Source organism: Glaciecola sp. KUL10, assembly GCF_003203515.1.
GTDB lineage: Bacteria > Pseudomonadota > Gammaproteobacteria > Enterobacterales > Alteromonadaceae > Glaciecola.
On record NZ_BGNG01000001.1, the window covers coordinates 218,347 to 237,650 of the forward strand.

A 19,304-nucleotide genomic window follows, 5' to 3' on the forward strand; every position below is an offset into this window, starting at 1 on the left:
TCTTGTTTTGATCGGAGTTAGGGCTGAATATTTTCAATTTCTGCAATAACGTTTATTGCAATATCTTTGAAGTTTTCTATTGTTGCCGCTGTCACTGCTCTCTTGCCAGCGAGACGTTTTTTGCGAGTATTCCTGATTACATGCTTCATCACACTAGATTGAGTTTCAATATCTACAGCCGCCTCTTCTGCAGTAGAGAAATCAGAAACTTCCAACCAATCAGCTAACATTTCTGGAATCGCATCTGAAGGGCTTCCCGCTGTTCGCCAAGCCTTCACTTCGTCACTTACAAGCATATATTCTGTAAGTGTAAATTTGCCTTTGCTGACATATTTTTCACATGTTTGGCTTGCAGCTAAATCTATTAAATCCCTTGCGTGTTCTTTGTTTTTCATGAATTTTCGATGCAGAGGGAGCATATAACCTTCATCACGTAACTCATTAATGAGTTGCACAAGTAGTTTTTCTGGCGTCCATAGAATCGGATCGCGCGTTTCGGTTTCTTCTATTTCGTGAAAATCAAAGCCGTCATAAGTGAATAATTCAGGGGGGTAGTTTCCTTCAATTGCAATCTGCCCATCTTCAAGCTCAAGCTCTAACACGTCACTTATAAATGCTTCCTTGTCCGCTTCGACATCAAGCACTGCATTAGGGATTTTTAGAACCCTAATGATTTCATTTGTTGCGTCATCAATAATTGTGTATTTCATTAATTACGCCTCGATTTAAGCGACATATTCCAACCAAATTCCACCGAAGCCGAACTAAACTGTTTTTGTATTCTTGCTTGGAGTAAGTATGTTGCAGCCCCTGCACCCCCATTGCTGTATGTATACGTACCATAATTCCCTTTACTCCAACCTGAGGAGCTCGGAAAATACTTGTGGCTTCCAGATATTGTTGAGCGGGTGACTTTGTTGATGATTTTCACTTCGACTCTAGAGTTTGTTTCTACAGGTTCACCTGTATTATTAATCTCCGCGTAGCCACTAATATTACCTACGGCAGTAATAGTAAAAGTCCCAAGTCCGGAAGGAACGGTCACTTCAACGATATCTTGCCAATTAGTGGTAGAAGTGAAGCCTGATTTAGATTCTTCATCTGAATATGCGTCGGGGGAATCTGCCCCGTCTTGTCCATCCCTACCGTCTTGACCGTCCTCAACCATTAGCGCCCAAGCACTCCCTGTCCAAACGTAGGCTCTACCATTATCCGAATCTCGATACGCCCAGTTCACTTGAGGGCTTGACGGAGGTGAGGATGAGGTACCTTTCCAAACAATAGGTAATCCGTCTTGTCCATTAGAGCCATCTTCACCGTCAACAGTCATTTGGTACCAGGTACCGTCATATCTCACATATGATCTATTTTGGTTATTGTGATAAAACGCATCACCATTTGAAGCACTTGAAGGAAAAGAGCCAAAGGTACCTAACCACCTAATCGATGTCCCATCCTGCCCATTAACACCGTTAGAACCATCAATACCACGCTGTCCATCTTGACTCATAACCTCCCAAGAAGAACCATCCCAGATGTAAACAATGCCGTTGTCAGTATCTCGGTATACCCAGTTTACTTGTGGGTTTGAGGGGGGAGTAGCGCTTGCACCTTTCCAAACAATTGGGAGGCCATCAACACCGTCCTGGCCATCCTGACCATCTTGGCCGTCAACGGTCATTTGGTACCAAGTATTATCAAATCTCACATAAGAACGACGATTGTTAGAATGATAAAACGCATCGCCATTTGATGCACTAGAAGGAAAAGAGCCAAAGGTGCCTAACCACCTAATGGAGGTTCCGTCTTCACCGTTTACGCCGTTAGAGCCGTCGATACCACGCTGACCATCTTGGCTCATTACTTCCCAAGACGAACCATCCCAAATGTATACAATGCCGTTATCAGTATCTCGATATACCCAGTTTACTTGTGGGTTTGAGGGGGGAGTGGCGCTTGCACCTTTCCAAACAATTGGAACACCATCAACTCCGTCTTGGCCGTCAGAACCATCGCTCCCATCTTGCCCATCAACTGACATCTGATACCAGGTACCATCAAATCGTACATAAGAGCGCTTGTTAATAGTGTGATAAAAAGCGTTGCCATCAGTAGCGCCGCTGGGGAAGGTATTGAATGAACCAAGCCACGTGATTGATGTACCGTCTTGACCATTAACACCATTGGAACCGTCTATTCCATTTTGACCATCCTGACCACGTTGACCATCTTGGCTCATAACCTCCCATGAGGCGCCATCCCAGATGTAAACAATTCCATCGTCAGTATCTCGATATACCCAATTAATTTCCGGATCACTTGGTGGCGTTGAGCTTGCACCTTTCCAGACGATCGAGTTTCCACTTAAAAAACCTTTGGTTACCCATACACCACCAACTTTTTTAAATAATTCTTTTGTTAAATTGTTTAAATAAGTCGCACCCTCGGTACCTAAGTCTGCAGTTGGGTCAGTATCACCGCTTAAAAAACCTGCTGCAGAAACGGCGATGAACGTAAATAAACTAAAATCAGTTACTTGTGTTAAATCCGTAAGCTCCTCTGATTGATTCAACAATAAGGCTATAAATGGTTTTGATGTGTCGGTGAGACTGGGATTTAGACCACTAGTATCGTCTGTATAAACACGCCAAATAAAACTATTGATTACTTGGTCAATCACCATAGGGACAGTTTCAACACTGGATTTCATACCAATAGTGTTTATCGCCTTGATTCCAACCGAGTAAGTATCAAAAGGTAGGTTGCGAATATCAATATATTTTGTGCTGACGTTATCATCAAAAAAGACCAACTCTAAATCACTATTGACGATTGCGACTTCATGCCTTGTTGTATTGCTCGACCATGAAACGCGATATTGAGCGATACTTGAATAAACAGCCGTTGCGGTTAAGCCTGTCACACTTGCAGGGCGCGTAATAATATTGGTGGTATCGGGATAGCTCGGTTTTGTGCCTGTATTGCTAGGGTCATAAACGTACGGTTGATGCTCTCTTACTTTTAATGTTACTTGCGAGTCATTTTCAGTAGTAGCAATTATTCTAAAGGGCTTGCTTTCAAAGCCTAATAATGAATGGGTCACATTAACGATGTCACCTACTTCATATAATGTAGCCCACAATGGCATCGTAATAGATGTCGAAAGTTGCTCTCTAGATATTTGCGCAAATGATTTTGCAAACGCTAAAGCCTCAAAGTAGTTATCGCAAGTATCTAGTTTTATACTTTTTTCAAGCAGAATATTATTATCTTGCTCTAGCCAAAGCGCCTCTTCATCACTGTCTTTTGGTGGGTAAACTGCGTCCTGAGACGTACTGTTCGCGTCAGCATCATTATAAGAAACGACAACACGGTTATAACGATTTGACTTGTTTGAATTGGTTACCGGCGCAATTTTAATAATATCTTGCTCTACAATATCGAGTGAAACTGGCGGATCATCTTTTTCAACAACCAATCTAAGCTTTCCATTGCTTACAGGGAGCAAAGCACGCATCGACTTAAGTATCGTGTTGGTGTTTTCTAAAACAGTGTTACTCGTGTCAATTGCGGTATTAATACTAAATAGAGGGCGTGTACTTCCATCAGGATTAGTTGTGACTGTATCGCAAACCGATGCTTGTCCAGTTAAATTAAGTAGATTTGAATCAAGTGCCTTTCCATATTTACTTGCTCTAAGATAATCACTTAGCGCGGTAACATTATTTGTATATGTCGTACCGGTAATATCAGCAGTGAATTCGGGCTCACTGCGCAGCAAATTTTCACCGCTGCCATACTCTAAACGAATATAAGTACATGCTTTATTTTCGCAGATATCAGAGGGGCGCCAACCAGCTGCTCTTAAAATAGGATCATCATACCCTGCCATGCCATTTGGAAAGCTTCTAGCATAAGCATATCTAGTACCATTATCCGCAACAAACAAGCTGTTGTTGCTTTCAATATCAATGTCATCAACATAAACAGTATCAATACTATGAACAGCTTCGGACCAAACGATTACCAGATGAAAAAGATCGTTTTTAATATCATCATTATCATCATCATTTGTTGATTTAAAAATAATGGTGCCAGTGTGTTTTTTCACCTTTCCATATATTTTAGGAATATAATTATCCGTGGCTGCCTTTGTTAGCTCTGTACCTTGAAGTTTTGGTTCTGGCGTTTCTGGTATTAACCAACCAAATAATAAATCACCTAATATTTTTAATACCATTATGGTTGTACTCTTGGAGAACCGTATGGAGAACTGGGCACCGTTGAACCTTGTGTTTTAGGTCCGTCTTTACCCCAATAAACTTTATCTACAGCTGACTGGCTATGCTCAAACGCAGTGTCATTTGGATAGTATCGTTGCTGTGATTTTGCGTTTGTCTTAATGCCAGATGTTTTTTCAAAGTCAGCCCAGATGCTTGATGCAGTGATTTCTGTAATCGATTTTTGAGCATCTATTGAGAAGTCAGACAAATACCCTTGAAACGCTATTTTATTTAGGATCACATTACCATTAGCATCAAGTATCTGCTTTGTGGCCTTCAACGGTTTATTCATCCAATTTTGAGAGAGAAGCGCAGTTGATAAGACTTTGCTTTCGTCATAAAAATCAATTGAGATATCGTTTGTTGTTGGTTGAGAAGTTATTTCAATATCTGGCATTTCATCAATAAAACCTGGGTAATATGGATTCGCTGCATGGTACACCTCAGCATCACCCGAGCTGAATCGATACGTTGTATTCCCAATTTCAAATGACAATAAATAGACAATCTTAGTAATTCCTTTCAATGCTACTAGTTGCTCTGTTGTATGAGAAATCATGCTTGTTCAATTAACTCCACGTCGATGACTCCGCGATCGGATTTATTTGCATTAATCGTTGATCTAAATTCGTTTAATAAAGAACATTGAAATTCAACATCAGCGCCATACTTCACAAGCGTATTTGCAGGAACAGAGGTATATAACGGGCATGCCAATGTGATAGTAAGTATGGCACCGTCAACGAGCACACCAGCGATACGATAGACTTTGACGTGATTATCAAACTGAATAAAGTCACCCACTTTGTATGGTTCGTTTGTATCAATATTGATTTGTTTTAAACCGGCTTGAGTTGCACTTTCAACAGTGTGACCGCTAAAAGCCGCAAGTGGCCTAAGAGGATTGGGTAGCTTAAATATTTCAAGACCATCTTCTAGACTCTCATACAAAGCGCAAAGCTCCATATATTGATCATAGGGCAATGAAGGACTTGTAATTGAAATCATATAATAGCTAGCTCGGTTGCCCCTTGCTCTATTGCGGTAGTATCTCGCTTTTGATATTCGAGTATCATTGACTTGAGTAATTTCAATTTTACTATTTGGGTGATAAGGGTAATTCATATTGGCGCCCCTAGAAGAGACTGAATCATTCTCATCATCGGCTTTTTAACCATGTTGAATTCATCCATAATGTCACCCTCGCGACGACTCACAATAGATAAATTCATATTGATATTGCTCTGAGATGCAAGGTTTTGTTGCTTGGTATGATCAATAATTGTTTCTCTTGGGTGGACCATAGCAAGCATGCCGCCTTTTCCGTCTAAGCCACCCGAACGTATGCCATCACCGGTATATCCGCCGCCGTCATATGAAGCAAGACCACTTACTTTTGCCGCATAACCAGTACCCGCTGCAATAACAAGACCCGCCGCAGCTACACCTAATGCTGGACCAACAACAGGAATAGGTGCCAGTGACTTATAGGCTTTCATTGCGGTTTCATAAGTGTTAGCAAATATTGATTGTATTGAATTTCGTTTTTCTTCATCTAACAAGGTTTGACCGATAGATACCGCTGCACTTGCATACTTCGCGCGCTTACCTTCCATGCCATCAAAATAGTTACCCATTACACCAAGTAAGTTCTGATAACTCTCTGTCATTACGCCTTGTCGGTTTTCTTCCTCTGCGAGTTCTTGTGCTTTTTTCTCTTTGTCTGCTTCAAGTAGCTTTTCTTGCTCATCCAGTCTTATTTGTGAGATTCGACCAAGGTGTGCGGTTTCCAAATCTTCAAGTGCTGCCTTATGTTCAGCTTCAATTTCTTGCGTTAATAAACCTTTATCTCTAAGCAGCTGAAGTTCTTTTTCCATTTGTTCAACTTTGCGCTGATACTTAAATTCTTCAAGCTCTTTTTCACGCCCGAGAACAGCAAGTGATTCTTGATGAATCTGATCATAAAGACTACGTCTTCTTTCAATTTCTCTGGCATCAGATTCAAGCTGTTTTGTTTCAGTGTTCGCGGCTACTTCTGCTTTTTTTGCTGCTGATTTTTCAGCGTCTATGGCTTGTTCATCTTTGATTTTTTGTTGTGTAATTGCTTTGGTTTCTTCAAGCTCTTCTATACGTTTAGTTTGTTCCTGGTATAGAGCAATTTCATTTTCAAATGCTTGTTTTTGTCTTTGCAAAATAACTTTGTCAGATTCGCCTCCCCGTTTTCTTCTGGAAGATGCAGTTTCAAGTTTTTCATCAAGCTCAGCAATTCGTTGACGACGATCAGAAATTAATTGCTGAATAGCATCTAAGTCTTCGCTTTCAGCTTTTGCTATTAATATTTGCTCTTTGAGAGTAGCGATTTCAGCATTTAAGGATTCGTCTGATTGGCCTCTTCTGCCGCGCTTCGTCATTTTTGATTGACCGCGTGAAGCCTCAAGCTTAGCAAGCTGTTGCTCTAACTCACTTACGGTTGGTGCTATTTCGCCACGCAAACTCTTTAAGCCATTGCCAATATCATTAATCCAAGACGTTACAATTGAACCTGATGAGCTGGTTTCAGACCAACTAAGCAGTAACTCATCCCAACGTTGGCTTAACGTATCAACAGCGCCTGATAGTCCTCCCGCTTCTGCAGAGCCAGCACCACCAACTTGGCTTTCTAATTTTGATAAAATTTCTGCTTGGGCGCCTGCTATATCTCCGGCTTCTTGCATTGAACGAATCATGTCTTTTTCAGATTCGGTAAAACTTACCCCTGAACGTCTCAATGCATTTAGTCCATTAATGGGATCTTCTAACGCCTTACCTAATTGCAACGCTTTATCTTTTGCACTGCCGCCGAACGTAGCAGCCATGTCTTGTGAAAGTCTTATTGCTTGCTTAAATGATTCACCACTTACAGCTTTAAAGGTCAGTAGTACATTTTGAGCTTCAACAATACCGCCAACACTCGCCAAAGTATTTAACGCAACCTCGTCTGCTTGTTGAGCCAGTTGTTGGGCACTAAAACCAGCAGCAGCTCCGGTCGCTTTAACAAGTGCTTCAGTTCTTAATTGTTGTTTTTCGTATTGATCAAATACCTTTATCGATTTTATGGTACCAGCCGTCAAACCCGCAATCGCTGCACCAAACCCCACAATAGCCAAATTGCCACCGCGAACAATTGACGTCATTACTGATATTCGACTGGATACACCACCTAAAGGACCATCTATGGCAGCAGTACCCTGCGCGACTCCTTGCAATGAGTCAGAAAAAGCTTTGTTTGCTTTTACCGATTTACCAAATTCAACGCGATGCTTTTTTGTGTTCGCATTTATTTCGACGGTATGTTTGGTCATTTTAAGCTACTCAATATTCGATAGGCTTCAGTAATCGACTGCTTTCTAGTTTCGACTTTTTCAACAGCGCTCAATAAAAAGTCATTGAACGAATAAGCAGGCTGCTCTTTGGAACGCAAGTAATTAGTTAATTGACAACGCAATGCCGCTAAGTGAAGTTCTTCAAACTTTGAACCGAAGGGCTCTAACGCATAGAATCGCTGAAACTCCACAAAGTCACTTGCCAGCAAATCTGACAGCATGTGATCAACATTGTGATTACCTAATTTGACGGCCAACCGAATTGCGAACCTTCGATTGGGTTGGCCTAAGAGGGGTTTGCTTTTAACGCTTCTTTATCAATTACAGGTTGAGTTGTCTCGTTGCTTTCAGTGTTAGCTGTTTGTTCAATATCAGGCGTTAACCATGGGATATCAGAAAGCTCAGCAATGGCACGCAGCGCGATATCAATTTGAGAAAACGGCAACGAACCCAGCCACAATAAATCTTTTTGCTCATTATAATTAAGCGGTATTCGACCTGATTTAGTTCTTAACGACATTGCTAGTGCACAATATCTAAGCCCAATAATTTGACGGCCTTTCGTTTCATCATCGCTGTCACTAAGCCTAATGGTATTGAGCATATCCAATAAAATTGTGTAATCATTGGCGCTAATTTCAACAAGTAGCCAAGCACCAAATTTTACGTCTGAGACTGGCCGTCTTGAAAAAAGGGGATCTTTCGTTAAAAAGAACCCTTTTATTAATTGCTTGATATAGCTAATCATTAGCTTATTGTTGCTTCAGTTGGTGCGCCGTCTACTTTTAGAGTAAAGCTTCGCTCTACCAAAGCACCTTGTTCAGTGGCTACACCTACCTTTGTAACCAAGCATCTAAACGATACAGACTTATTAATTGGGGCAGGAAACTGAAGTTGTAAATGCTCTTTTGTGCTATTATGTAAAGCATCTGCTAGTGCTTCAGCATCTGTCTGACCCGCTTTATATCTGATGACAATAGCGGTTTCACCGCCGTCTTTCATGCCATATTCATATTCTTTAAAATCAGTAGATGCACCATGAGCTTGGTTTTCAATAGTTTCTGCTGTTATCTCGCCAATTTGAATGCTCCAGACATCTGCAATGGCACTGCCAAAAGTACTGCCGCTATCAGAAGAGCGATGAAGTGTGATCTCTTTACCTAACATGTTTTAGTCCTCGTCGTCATATATGACATTAAAAAATAGTGTAAGTGATGCGTCCAGCGACTCTGGATCGCGATCATATTGGAATCCGTTTCGCTGAATAAGGTGAACAAGGCCATCTAGATTTACAACAGAGCGAATATCACTTTCAATTAGTGAGCCCATGAGATCCAATTCAATATCTATCGCACCAGATGTTCTTGCATTGATTTCAATTAGCAATCGACCAGTCGTAACGCCTTGTTCTTGATAGTCTCGGTCAGTATCACCGTTTTCAAAAAATATTGACGCAACAGGTAATTCGGTTTCGTGTAATTGTCCTGGTCTAAAGTCAAAGCACGTTTTTACTCTATTTGCGATAAGGCGCTTAACTGCCAGTCTTATTTGTTGACGTGTTGCCATTATCTAACCAGCCTATTAAATCGTTTTTCATATTCTTGTTTTAAGTCGCGTGATAACTCACTTCTAACAAATTTGTCACCTGCAGTATTAAGTGCTTTTTTTGTAACTCGACCAACAAAACGTTTATCTAATTCAGCTGCTTTTGTTGGGTATCGTTTTTTTCCTTTACGCTGAATCGCGACATCACGACCGCTATATGGAGAAGTAACAATAAAAGCTTGATCCCAGTGATAAGGCCCTTTGGAAAGGCCTGAATCTACTTTTTTGGCACCTAAAGCGACTGCATTTATTGAGCGAGAATAAGCATTTTGCCTAACACTTAAATCTTTTGGTCTTGCTCGTTTAGGTTTTGCAAACCTACCTTTTACTACTTTTTGCGGAACACCAAGTTCATTAGAGGTTTGTTTGAGTGCAGACTTACGTATCTTTGTAATCCCACGATTTAAGACTGACTGCAGTGCCCTATCCGCTTCACCACTTTTCATTTTATTAAGCGCAGCGCTATGCTTATCAAGCGAACGACTAACGTCTCGATGATTTAATGATACCGCAGCCATATTTAGTCCCTAGCAACAACTATATGAGTAGTTTGTGATTGGTAATAATGTCGAACATATTTGTATTGCTGTCCTTGGATATTTAATTCCTGACCACGCTCTAACTGAGGTGTAATGTTTTGACTAGCAATAAAAATATATTGAGTACTATCGATGTCTGCCCAACGATAAGCATTTGTATCTAAATAACCGACAACCTCATTACCATCTATCGTTGCACTGTGTTTAAAATCAGTAAAAAACACATTTTCAAGATCAGTATTAAGGTCATCGGAAAACACAAGTTACTCTCCGTCTGAATCTTCAGAACCAAAGATAGCGTCTAGTTCTGCGTCTTCATCATTCACTTCTTTGATTTCTTTGTTTGCTTTCGCATCTACAATCACGCCTTTATTAGCCGTTTGAAGCTCTAGCGCTAATGATTCTCTGATGCTAATGACAACCGGCTTAGCTTTACCCTTTGCAGGAAAGATTGATTCACCGTTTATACGAATACCACGTAACACCTTAAAAGATGTTTTTTTGACTTGCTTAGCCATAACTATGTACCTTTTTAAAAATTTTAAATACACAAGGCAGTTGTACCGCCTTATGTATAAATTACTTGTTGGAAAAATTAAGCTGTTTACCTAGCTTGTTGTGCCAAGACTAAAGGCTTGAGCATGACGAACTGCAACGTCGACGTCTTGGAATAAACGCATCACTAAACCACCCGACTTAACTTTAGTGCTTCTGTCGGCTACTACATCTAATGCGCCCCACATACCAAACATGACTTGTGAAAAGTCGCCAAATAGTATGTTGCCTGCATCCATCTGAGTGCTTGCAAATGCGTCATAACCATTAACGCGATTATCGTCACCCCATAAGAACTTTGCAGTTCCAGTGGCACGCTCAGTTGTTTTAAGTGTTCCTCGCATCGAAGGACGCATCAAATAAGCCATGTACTCAGCTGATGCATCGGCCTCTGCTACATCGGTTTCAAACTCAACAATCTTCGCGTTTGTCACACCGCCAGTTAGGTCAACAGCACCAATACCCGATGTATTGATAATACCTGTAGGCTCATTACTCAAACCGCTACCTTTAATGCCTGCGCTATCCATTGCCAATGCCAAGTTAAGCATGATGTCATTTCGGACTAATGCTTCAATATCTGGAGTAGATTGGATCATCATACGACGGGTCATAGGTACCGCTGTTGCAACTGTATGTGGTGATAGTTGAACAGTAGAAAAACTAATATCTGAATCAGTTGCTTCACCGTCTTCGCCTACCCAGTAGAAGCTTGAAGTTCCAGATTGCTTTGGAATATCGACATTACCAACAAGGCCCGACATAAAACGCGCACCTAAACCACCTAACATTGCCATTGAGCGAAGTGCTTCAATAAACAATTCTGAGTGCAATTCAGTTGCGACAAGCTCAGCACCTTTACCGGATGTACCCGCAGCTTGTTGACGGAACATCATTTGACGTTGCATTTGTTGGCGAATACCAAACCCTAATGCTTCGGCGCTAATGTAACAACCATCGGGATCTTTTCCAGAACGCTCAGCCAATGCATTTGAAATTTCACGCTCAAGGCCTGCTTTTTTGAAGTTGCCTGTTGCAATTGCACGAAACAGATTAACAACACTGTAGCGCTGTAAATCTTGAGCAGGTACATCCATGTCAAACATGGTGCTTTCTGCATCTGGTGATTTACGCTTTTCTTGCATAGTTCTTAACAATGCGCTGTTAAACTCTTCATACGATTTATTATTTCTAATATGTTCGTTTGCAAGAGCATCAGCACCATATTGCGCACCAGTAGATGCAATGCGTTGTGCATCACTAGGAACGCTGGCAGAAGGAACTAAAGTTTCCTGAGTGCTTGCGCTACGAATCTGCGGTTTTTCGACATCCGACACAGAACGTTCAATTTCATCTGTCGGGGTTTCTTGAGTTTGGATTACTTCATCCATTGGTTTTTCCTCTTTTATTTTTACAGAGTTGCGGTTTTCATCTGATCGTCCCACCCCGACAGTGGGGTCGGCTGGTACAGAAACGGAAGATATTTCAAGTGGCTGCCATTTCGTGATGCGGTAGTGCTCATCATCGCCACTGGTTTTTGTGAGCGTAGCTTCTAAGATGCGATAACCTACGCTGATGTTTGTGCGGATACTGTCTTGCATATCAATGAGCAATTGCTCACCCATTGGGTTACGAGACAATTTAATTTCTGCATGACCTCGACCACCTTCAACCCACGCTTTGGTGATAACACCGCGTTGGTCTTTCCAATCGTGATCACAAAGGAAGGGGCCGTTTTGTTCTATCCTGGATAAATCGACTTCATCACGATTATGACCAAGTGTTTCAAACCATCCATAACGCTCAACTTCATATTCACTTGAAAATGAAATAACAGCAGTTCGATTTTCCACGTCAACTGAATCTGGTTTTACTTCTGCAAAACGATAGGCAATAGGTATCTGACCGCCGACAAGCATGTCGCGGGTGATTTGACTTTGTTCAAACATATTATTCCTTACTTTCAGCGTCTGACGGCGGAGGGTTTGTTAAATTGATTGCTTCGCCTTTGACCATGCCAATGGCTTGTGCTTTTTGAATATTCTCTTGCATCAGATCTAAAAACTCAGTCCATCCTTCAGCAAGTTCGTGCGGGTCTATACCCTTATCTTTAAGGACCTCGATAGGGTTTGCCGTGAAGTTTTTGTATGACTCAGATATTGCTTGTTCATCTTTAAGAGGATCGACCCACTGCCAGCGACGTCCAGAAAACTGGAAGCTTAACGCACGTTCTAAATCATAGGCTTTTAACCCTTTTATCTGATTGCGAGGAAGCGCATTCTTTAACCAGCGTTCATAGATTTCATTTTTTATTTGGCTGATATACCAGCCTTGCATGCGCTTCCACTGCTCACGGTCTTCGATAACAGCTTGACGTAGAGTCGACCAACTTACACCTTCATAATCATTGGCACCTACATTATAGTTTGTGTCCAATGCACTATGAGCGCCTCTTAATACAGCCTTTTGATAATCTGCCATCGAGTCATCTGGCATGTTGAAATTGCTTTCTCTAGCCTTGTAGCCTTCAGGCACAATATTACTTTTACCCGGTTCAAGCTCGTGAACAAATTCGCCGTCTTCCCAGTCATCATCATTTTCAGGCGGTTCTTGATCAGGGTCACGCTCATAAATCATCATGTTGCTAGCACCTATTCTGGCACTAACTAACGTTGCTTCTCTAAAACCTCTTAAATCATGCATATCCAATAACGCAGCATGCGCCCACGGTATACCCCGTGTTTGACCTGGGCGCCATGACGGAAATGGAAGAATAATCTCATTGGCAGGAATACGATTGTATCGTCTACCATTTTGAGTATGAGAATAATCACCAGGATGAGATGTTAAAACGTGATAAGCGATATGGCGTCCATAGCCATCTAGCTCGACGCCCATTTTAATCTGATTACCATTTGGTAAAGCTTTATACAAATTGACATCAAGCAAATCAGCTTCAATCAATTGAAACGCATAGCCGTGCGCGTTATCAGCGTTATCGATATGTCTGATAAGCATGTCACCGTCTTGGCTGACTGTTTTAGCAATAAGCTGATCAGCTTCTACCATATTCATACGACCAGATATTTCGCAGATACCTTTTTTACAAAAGCGTTTCCATGCTTCCTCTGTCGCTTTATTTACATCTTTATCTAGGCGGCCAAGTGAGTCTCTGATTTGAGATTGAAGCTTAAAGCCTTTATCACCTACAATGTGGGTTTGCACCATGCCAAAATACTTTTTGATGTAACCAATATCTTCACCAGCTGAACGGCTGGCTGCACGCAGTTTTTCAACATCTCGTCTTAAAGTTTCGTCAACGCTTAAACCAAAGCCCATGGGAGTCTTAAATAAACGATCAGATTTTGCCGCTGCATATCGTTTGTGCGCTTGATTTTGTTTGGACCTTAGCTTTTTGTTGGTTTTTTTCTCATCATCATTTGCATGCAAGTTAGGTTGGGTATCACTAGTTCTTACTTGCTCGCTATCTTTTGCAGAAAATAGCCTTGAAAAAATGCTCATATAGTCCTACCGAAACCTAATTGATTTATGTTTTGGACGTTCGCCGCGATTCGTTTGTTCACGATAGACACGCCAAGCATATTTGTTTTCCAAGGTTTTAAGCGTATCCATAGGTATTCTGGATAAGCTACGACCTTCTATGCTGTAGTTTTCATGATCACTTAATACCCGCCCCTCTAAACGCTTGCGAATACTCGTTAGCATTTTTTCGTTGTGCGTTAAAACTTGTGCTGTACTAGCATTAAGTAAATCACTTGTAACCGTTGCTCGCCCTTGGTCTATTAGCGTTGTCTCACCGTTAATGACCTCTACCAATGACCAGATGTAAACCCCAGCCAATAGTTTTGAAGTAACAGAGGTCAATGCAGTTACGCTTATTTGATTGTTAGCGTAAGAACCTGACCATTCAAAGCGAGCTGAATCAGATACAAAAACATACTTATAAGACGCTTCGACACTTCCAGTATGATCAACCACTCTCGTAAAAGTGGTGCCTGCGTTAATTTTAAAAGTATTCATTTGTTAAGCACCTGAAACAAAACCGCTACCTCGACTTCGGCGGCTATTAGTTTTCTTTGATTTTTTGGATTTAGGCGCTGTTTGCTCAGCTGCCACTTCTAATTTGTCGGAGAATAAATCAGCTTGAGATAAACGCTGTTCTATTGAATCCCAGTCTTTGGGTTTAATCGTGTGAACCTTTCTCGCCATGGCTGCATGCAAAGCATACACTTCACAATCAAAGGCTTCGTTTCGTCGACCTGATTTAAGTTGCCAAATTCTTGCACCACGCAAGTTGCGAGAAGGTGCTTTGACTTCTGATGTCACTTGTTCCCAGTAGTCAATTCGAGCTGTACTGTAAGAATGCATGTAAGCGCTTGTGCCACTTAAGCGTTTAACGATCATATCTTTGGCTTTGTGTGTGCCAACCATATAAACTTTTACGCCATGTTTGTCGGCTTTACTTGGTTTTTTAGCGTTGTTGTGGTCAAGTTTTCTAGGCAAGGTGAAAATTTCACGCTTGCCATTGTCATGACTGTCACCCTTACCCGCCATTATCAGAACACGACGATGTTTTTTAGAACGTGTTCTTACCCAGTTATAGACCGCGTGGTTTGTCGAACCGTCAGATGAATCAATGGTGACAGCGCTTAAAAACAATCCGTCTAATACTTCATGCTTAAATGCACCAAACAATATGTCGTCTAGCTCTTTCCAAACAGGGTCATTTTTATCTGCTGTATCACCTGAAATTTCGCGCCATAAAAGCAACCAGCTTTCTTCGTTCCTGCCAAACGCTCGAATGATAATTGCAAGCCTGTCATGTTGAACGTCAATACCAGCAGTAACCAGTAAACCACCACGAGGACAAACCAATTCCTGATAATCTTCAGCGCTTTCTTGCAGGGCTTCACAATCCAAAGAGTCCTTGTTTTTGTACTCGTATGCCTTACCTAACTTTGAATTTTCAAAAACTATACGTCCGTTCTCATCACCTCGTAGCGCATCATGTTCAGCTTCAAGGTAGTCTTGCACCATGCTTGATATCGAAGAGCCTGGTATACAAACATATAATTCAGATAGATCTTTAAAGGTTTCGATGATGCCATCATTTTCAACCGTTGCTACCCAACCACAAAACGGGTCGCCATTGTCCATTGCAGTTTTGCATGTGTTGTAAATGTTCTGTTGACGTTGCCAATCAGACCACGCTGACCCGCAATGTGGGCAAGCATAAATGGCTGACTCAGGTATGTTTCGACCAAATACAGGATGAACTGGCCCGTCTTGTTTTTCTATCCAAGTAACGTTTTTCCAATCTAAAACATGATCATCTCCACAATCATGGCAAGTAATTGGCAATACTCGTTGCGAGCCTAAACTAATGTAGTGCTGTACTTTTGATAAACCATCAACCGACGGCGTACCACCTAATACAAACTTTCTTTTTCTAAAGCGTTTAACACGTTCACGTGCCAAGCGAATTGAATCACCTTGGTCGCCTACGCTATCGTTCGTATCATCTGGTTCTTCAACAATAACCAGTGGCGCGGGTGTCGACTTTACGTTTGATACTGAGTTAGAACCAAAGACCTTTAAAGACCCACCAGGAAAGTTTTTCTTATTGTTGCGATTACCTTGTTTGCGGCTACTTGATACATCTACTCGCTTTGCAAGTTCAGGAGTTGCTTCAACACAGGGCGTAAACTTTTCTTCAATAAAGTCTGTTGCTTTTGCGTCTTTGGGAAACAATCCAAGTATTCGACTGGGCTCAACGCAAATCTTTTTAGCTACCCATCCGCAAAGCAACATAGTCCAGCCTATTTGCGCGGCCTTTTGTAAACCTAGAAATTCTACAACTTCACTATCAAGAGCATGCATAACGCCCCAAAAGTAAGGAACAAAATCAGCGTTATATAAACCGCTAAAATCAGAGTCCTCAGCTGGAAGCCTAAAGTATTTTTCTAACCACTCTTTAGTAGGTAACTGTTCGACAGGTATCCAACCAGATGAAACATCACTGATTAACTCATCAAGATTTAACTCTAAAATCTCCAATAGTTCGACAGGTAGATTCAATGGTTCCGTTAATTGATTCACGGTCGATTGATACTCCATACTTGTCTTCTATTAATGCAATGATTTTTTCAATTGAGTTTTCATATTCTGACTTTGCAACAGTAACCCATTGCTCCATTGCCTCTCTGACCTGTTGAGCATCTAGTACAAGTTTGTGCTCTCGATACAGATCAAGTTCTTTTAGTTGCGCGTTAGCGATTGCTTCGCGCGTTTTTGCTTGTTCTAAAGTTTGACGCGAAGCGCTTATTTCACGCCCCGCAGCTTCAGTGCGTAATTTCTCGCAGTACTTTGCAAACCAAGTACGATAAGTTTCGCCCTTGTTTAAAATTCCTGCTCTTACATATTTTGAAATAGACTGTTGGGACGCTCCGACCAAATCTGCAAATTCAATTTGTTTAGCTTGTTCATTGAGGTCCATAAATACAACCCCCCTTATAAAAACTTTTAGCTGTTAAAATATTGCGATTTTTTATTCGTATACTGGAGTTCTGCCAAAGGACCCGCAAAAAATCATTTAGGTTGGGTTTACCTTAATCATATACAACACTGCAGAGATAAGAGAACCACCCAACAACAAAGGCACTAACCACTTAACGATAGCCGCACCAATGCTCTTAATCACATTGGCCGCTGGCATAATATCGCTGATATCACGCTCAATGTTTTTAAATCTTAATTCGTTTTTTTCTTCAATCTTGTCGACTCGAGCATGAGCTCGTTCGTTGTCCATGATTTGTTTGCGCTTGATATCGACCACATCACCACTGATGTTTGTTATATCTTTTTTAAGTGACTCAACGTTTCCCAACAGTCCATGCAGAGTTTCGTTTGTTTCGTGGTTAGTGTTTCTTAGGTGTTCCATCTGACGCTTAGATTCATTCGCCTGTTCTTTGATTGTGCCCTTTAAATCTGTATGAAGGGCAACAAGGCTATCGAACTTATCATCCATGTATTTCATAAGTAGCGCGTTGTCTTGGTCTGTTGAGGGCATGATACTATTTCTTATTAGTAAGGCTGCCAATAATGCCTGCTATCCCTTTCATATTTGGCGAACGGTTGTTAATCGATAAGTGTCTTGATTCAGTCTCACTTCTTAAATCACCAAAGTATGCACGCACAACATAAGCGAACGTGCCACTGACAGCCAAGTAAACTGCCATCATTTCGTAACTAAATGCGATACCAGCGCCCTTCGTCGAATACACATATGCAACAGATGCAATAAATATAAGCGAGACAATTATTAGGCAGTTCATTGCTTTATCAACAATCTTAGCGCGCGTTGTTTGTCCGTCTGCTTTACACATTGCTTGATACTTTTCAGCATCAGTAAGTAATTCAACCTTTTCTAAGTTAACCTCTGCCAGTTTGATTTTTGCCTGGTCTGCACTACTTAGTTGCTCAACCGCTTTAATCGCATCATCTCCAGATGAAGCAACACTTAGCTTTTTTTCATCAGGTAAGAATTGATTAACCAATGTTAGTGCCGCAGCTCCGGCTGGATGTACTGATAACGCTGTAGTGCCGATTGTTTTTAAAAAATCTAGTACTTTCATTGCCATTCACCCGTTCGCATTTGTTCTGCTAGCATGATTGCACGCATATTGACCTGTTTAGCCCATTTGCTATCAAGCATCTCATTAGCTGCTGTCTCATAGTCTCTGGTGATTAGTGCAGTGATCATGTTTTTAAATCTGAGTAAACCAATTACACCAAGATTAAATGCCATGTTAATCAATACAGCTTGTCTAACCTCATCCAATCGATTAAAGAAATTATGTTTAATCAAAGACTGTTCGACTTCGGCTAGGTCAGCCAATAGCATTTCTTCTGCTTCTTGAACCGATATGCCTTTGTCATCTAGATTGCGGCCATAGCCAATCGTTAATCGATTAGCTGTGCATTTGTAGGGTTTCAGGCGCAGACCTTCATGAAGCTTTACTTGTTCAATTAAGTTTTCGTAATTCATAGTGTGCGCCCAATAAAAAGCCCCATCCAAAGACGGGGCCAAAAGGAAATGCCGACCAACACCAATCGACTTGGTTATAATAATTATTTTTAGTTTTTGTTGTACTGAACAACAGACCAGAAAAAGACCCTAGATAGTTTCTAGGGTAAAGGTCTAGGAACTCATTGATTCACGAGCATAAAAAAACCCGAGATATTGAATCTCGGGTTTTAGTGTGTAGCTTCGTGAGCGTATCTGAGAATATACAGTTAGCTGTGGACAGCTGTCAAACTATTTTTTGAACAATTAAGCAGCATGTAACAAACCATCAAGATAACCTGAAAATCTTGCCACTTCACTTTCAATTATCAATGTTACTTTTCGGCGATCGGTTTTGGTTTTATCTGAAATTGCTTTCATGCTCAGATTAACAGCGTAGTAGAGATGAATAATACGTTTAACGTTGAGCTCTCGTTGTGCAATGTATCGTTCTATCGCCTCTGCCTCTTCACCAGTGATAGCTAATAACTCAATCGGTTTGTTGGTTTGGTATATCGCACTTAACTTGCAACCCGTATTCGTCCCATTAAGCGAGCGGTACCAGATACCCCACTGTATGAAATAAAAATTAGCATCTACCCTATCATGCAAGGACACGCCTTTTAGTTGGCTTCTCTCTTTCAATTTGGCTTGCTCGTCTTTTAAGTATGCAAGTGTTTTAAGTTCTTCTGGATAGCTCATTTACTCACCTATTTTCGTGGTTTTGGTTTGTGGTCATACTACAAAAGTAGTATGACCATTCAGTGTGACCGCTACAGCCCTTGTTCTATATACTCTGGTCATACTGGTCATGGTGGTCATAGTAGTTTTATACACACACAGTAATGACTTGTTATTTTTCATTTGTAATTAT

The 19,304-nt window shown here is 41.1% G+C and carries 21 protein-coding genes; all 21 read right to left on the bottom strand.

What is annotated here, in order from left to right; translation table 11 throughout:
- Nucleotides 1-17: 17 nt before the first annotated feature.
- The gene (locus KUL10_RS00985) at nt 18-710 is read right to left on the bottom strand and encodes a hypothetical protein (RefSeq protein ID WP_110427048.1); all 693 of its coding nucleotides are present in this window, start codon (nt 708-710) and stop codon (nt 18-20) included.
- Nucleotides 710-4,240 (bottom strand): hypothetical protein, encoded by a 3,531-nt coding sequence (locus tag KUL10_RS00990; protein WP_110427049.1) that lies wholly within the window; start codon nt 4,238-4,240, stop codon nt 710-712. The genes KUL10_RS00985 and KUL10_RS00990 overlap by 1 nt, the downstream gene beginning before the upstream one ends.
- Nucleotides 4,240-4,842 carry a hypothetical protein gene (locus KUL10_RS00995; protein WP_110427050.1) on the bottom strand — a complete coding sequence of 201 codons (603 nt, stop codon included), beginning with the start codon at nt 4,840-4,842 and terminating at the stop codon, nt 4,240-4,242. Before KUL10_RS00995 ends, KUL10_RS00990 begins: the two co-directional genes overlap by 1 nt.
- On the bottom strand, nt 4,839-5,408 hold the full coding sequence (locus KUL10_RS01000) for a hypothetical protein (protein ID WP_110427051.1): 570 nt from the start codon (nt 5,406-5,408) through the stop codon (nt 4,839-4,841). Before KUL10_RS01000 ends, KUL10_RS00995 begins: the two co-directional genes overlap by 4 nt.
- On the bottom strand, nt 5,405-7,624 hold the full coding sequence (locus KUL10_RS01005; protein WP_110427052.1) for a phage tail length tape measure family protein: 2,220 nt from the start codon (nt 7,622-7,624) through the stop codon (nt 5,405-5,407). Before KUL10_RS01005 ends, KUL10_RS01000 begins: the two co-directional genes overlap by 4 nt.
- Nucleotides 7,621-7,902, bottom strand: coding sequence for a hypothetical protein (locus KUL10_RS01010; RefSeq protein ID WP_110427053.1), 282 nt, complete (start codon nt 7,900-7,902; stop codon nt 7,621-7,623). Before KUL10_RS01010 ends, KUL10_RS01005 begins: the two co-directional genes overlap by 4 nt.
- Nucleotides 7,903-7,931: 29 nt before the next feature.
- Nucleotides 7,932-8,393, bottom strand: a complete 462-nt coding sequence (locus KUL10_RS01015; RefSeq protein WP_110427054.1) for a hypothetical protein — start codon at nt 8,391-8,393, stop codon at nt 7,932-7,934.
- Nucleotides 8,393-8,812: a phage tail tube protein gene (locus KUL10_RS01020; RefSeq protein WP_110427055.1), complete on the bottom strand. Its 420-nt coding sequence runs from the start codon at nt 8,810-8,812 to the stop codon at nt 8,393-8,395. Before KUL10_RS01020 ends, KUL10_RS01015 begins: the two co-directional genes overlap by 1 nt.
- Before the next feature lie 3 nt (nt 8,813-8,815).
- Nucleotides 8,816-9,211, bottom strand: a complete 396-nt coding sequence (gene gpU / locus KUL10_RS01025; protein ID WP_110427056.1) for a phage tail terminator protein — start codon at nt 9,209-9,211, stop codon at nt 8,816-8,818.
- Nucleotides 9,211-9,768 carry a hypothetical protein gene (locus KUL10_RS01030; RefSeq protein ID WP_110427057.1) on the bottom strand — a complete coding sequence of 186 codons (558 nt, stop codon included), beginning with the start codon at nt 9,766-9,768 and terminating at the stop codon, nt 9,211-9,213. The genes gpU and KUL10_RS01030 overlap by 1 nt, the downstream gene beginning before the upstream one ends.
- A gap of 2 nt (nt 9,769-9,770) precedes the next feature.
- Nucleotides 9,771-10,049: a hypothetical protein gene (locus tag KUL10_RS01035; RefSeq protein WP_110427058.1), complete on the bottom strand. Its 279-nt coding sequence runs from the start codon at nt 10,047-10,049 to the stop codon at nt 9,771-9,773.
- A gap of 3 nt (nt 10,050-10,052) precedes the next feature.
- Entirely contained in the window at nt 10,053-10,307 is a 255-nt protein-coding gene (locus KUL10_RS01040) for a hypothetical protein (protein WP_110427059.1), read from the bottom strand.
- A 90-nt stretch (nt 10,308-10,397) separates the two neighbouring features.
- Nucleotides 10,398-12,293, bottom strand: a complete 1,896-nt coding sequence (locus KUL10_RS01045) for a phage major capsid protein (protein ID WP_110427060.1) — start codon at nt 12,291-12,293, stop codon at nt 10,398-10,400.
- 1 nt (nt 12,294) lies between these two features.
- Nucleotides 12,295-13,866 (bottom strand): phage portal protein, encoded by a 1,572-nt coding sequence (locus KUL10_RS01050; protein ID WP_110427061.1) that lies wholly within the window; start codon nt 13,864-13,866, stop codon nt 12,295-12,297.
- Between the two features lie 6 nt (nt 13,867-13,872).
- Nucleotides 13,873-14,385, bottom strand: a complete 513-nt coding sequence (locus tag KUL10_RS01055; RefSeq protein ID WP_110427062.1) for a hypothetical protein — start codon at nt 14,383-14,385, stop codon at nt 13,873-13,875.
- Between the two features lie 3 nt (nt 14,386-14,388).
- Nucleotides 14,389-16,464, bottom strand: coding sequence for a terminase gpA endonuclease subunit (locus tag KUL10_RS01060; protein ID WP_158525291.1), 2,076 nt, complete (start codon nt 16,462-16,464; stop codon nt 14,389-14,391).
- On the bottom strand, nt 16,397-16,861 hold the full coding sequence (locus KUL10_RS01065; protein ID WP_110427064.1) for a hypothetical protein: 465 nt from the start codon (nt 16,859-16,861) through the stop codon (nt 16,397-16,399). The genes KUL10_RS01060 and KUL10_RS01065 overlap by 68 nt, the downstream gene beginning before the upstream one ends.
- A gap of 96 nt (nt 16,862-16,957) precedes the next feature.
- Complete coding sequence (locus tag KUL10_RS01070; protein ID WP_110427065.1) at nt 16,958-17,434, bottom strand: hypothetical protein; 477 nt, start codon at nt 17,432-17,434, stop codon at nt 16,958-16,960.
- 4 nt (nt 17,435-17,438) lie between these two features.
- Nucleotides 17,439-17,999, bottom strand: a complete 561-nt coding sequence (locus KUL10_RS01075) for a hypothetical protein (protein ID WP_110427066.1) — start codon at nt 17,997-17,999, stop codon at nt 17,439-17,441.
- A complete protein-coding gene (locus KUL10_RS01080; RefSeq protein WP_110427067.1) occupies nt 17,996-18,412 on the bottom strand; it encodes a glycoside hydrolase family protein in 417 nt (138 codons plus the stop codon). Before KUL10_RS01080 ends, KUL10_RS01075 begins: the two co-directional genes overlap by 4 nt.
- A gap of 285 nt (nt 18,413-18,697) precedes the next feature.
- Nucleotides 18,698-19,132 (bottom strand): hypothetical protein, encoded by a 435-nt coding sequence (locus KUL10_RS01085; protein WP_110427068.1) that lies wholly within the window; start codon nt 19,130-19,132, stop codon nt 18,698-18,700.
- Nucleotides 19,133-19,304 lie beyond the last annotated feature (172 nt).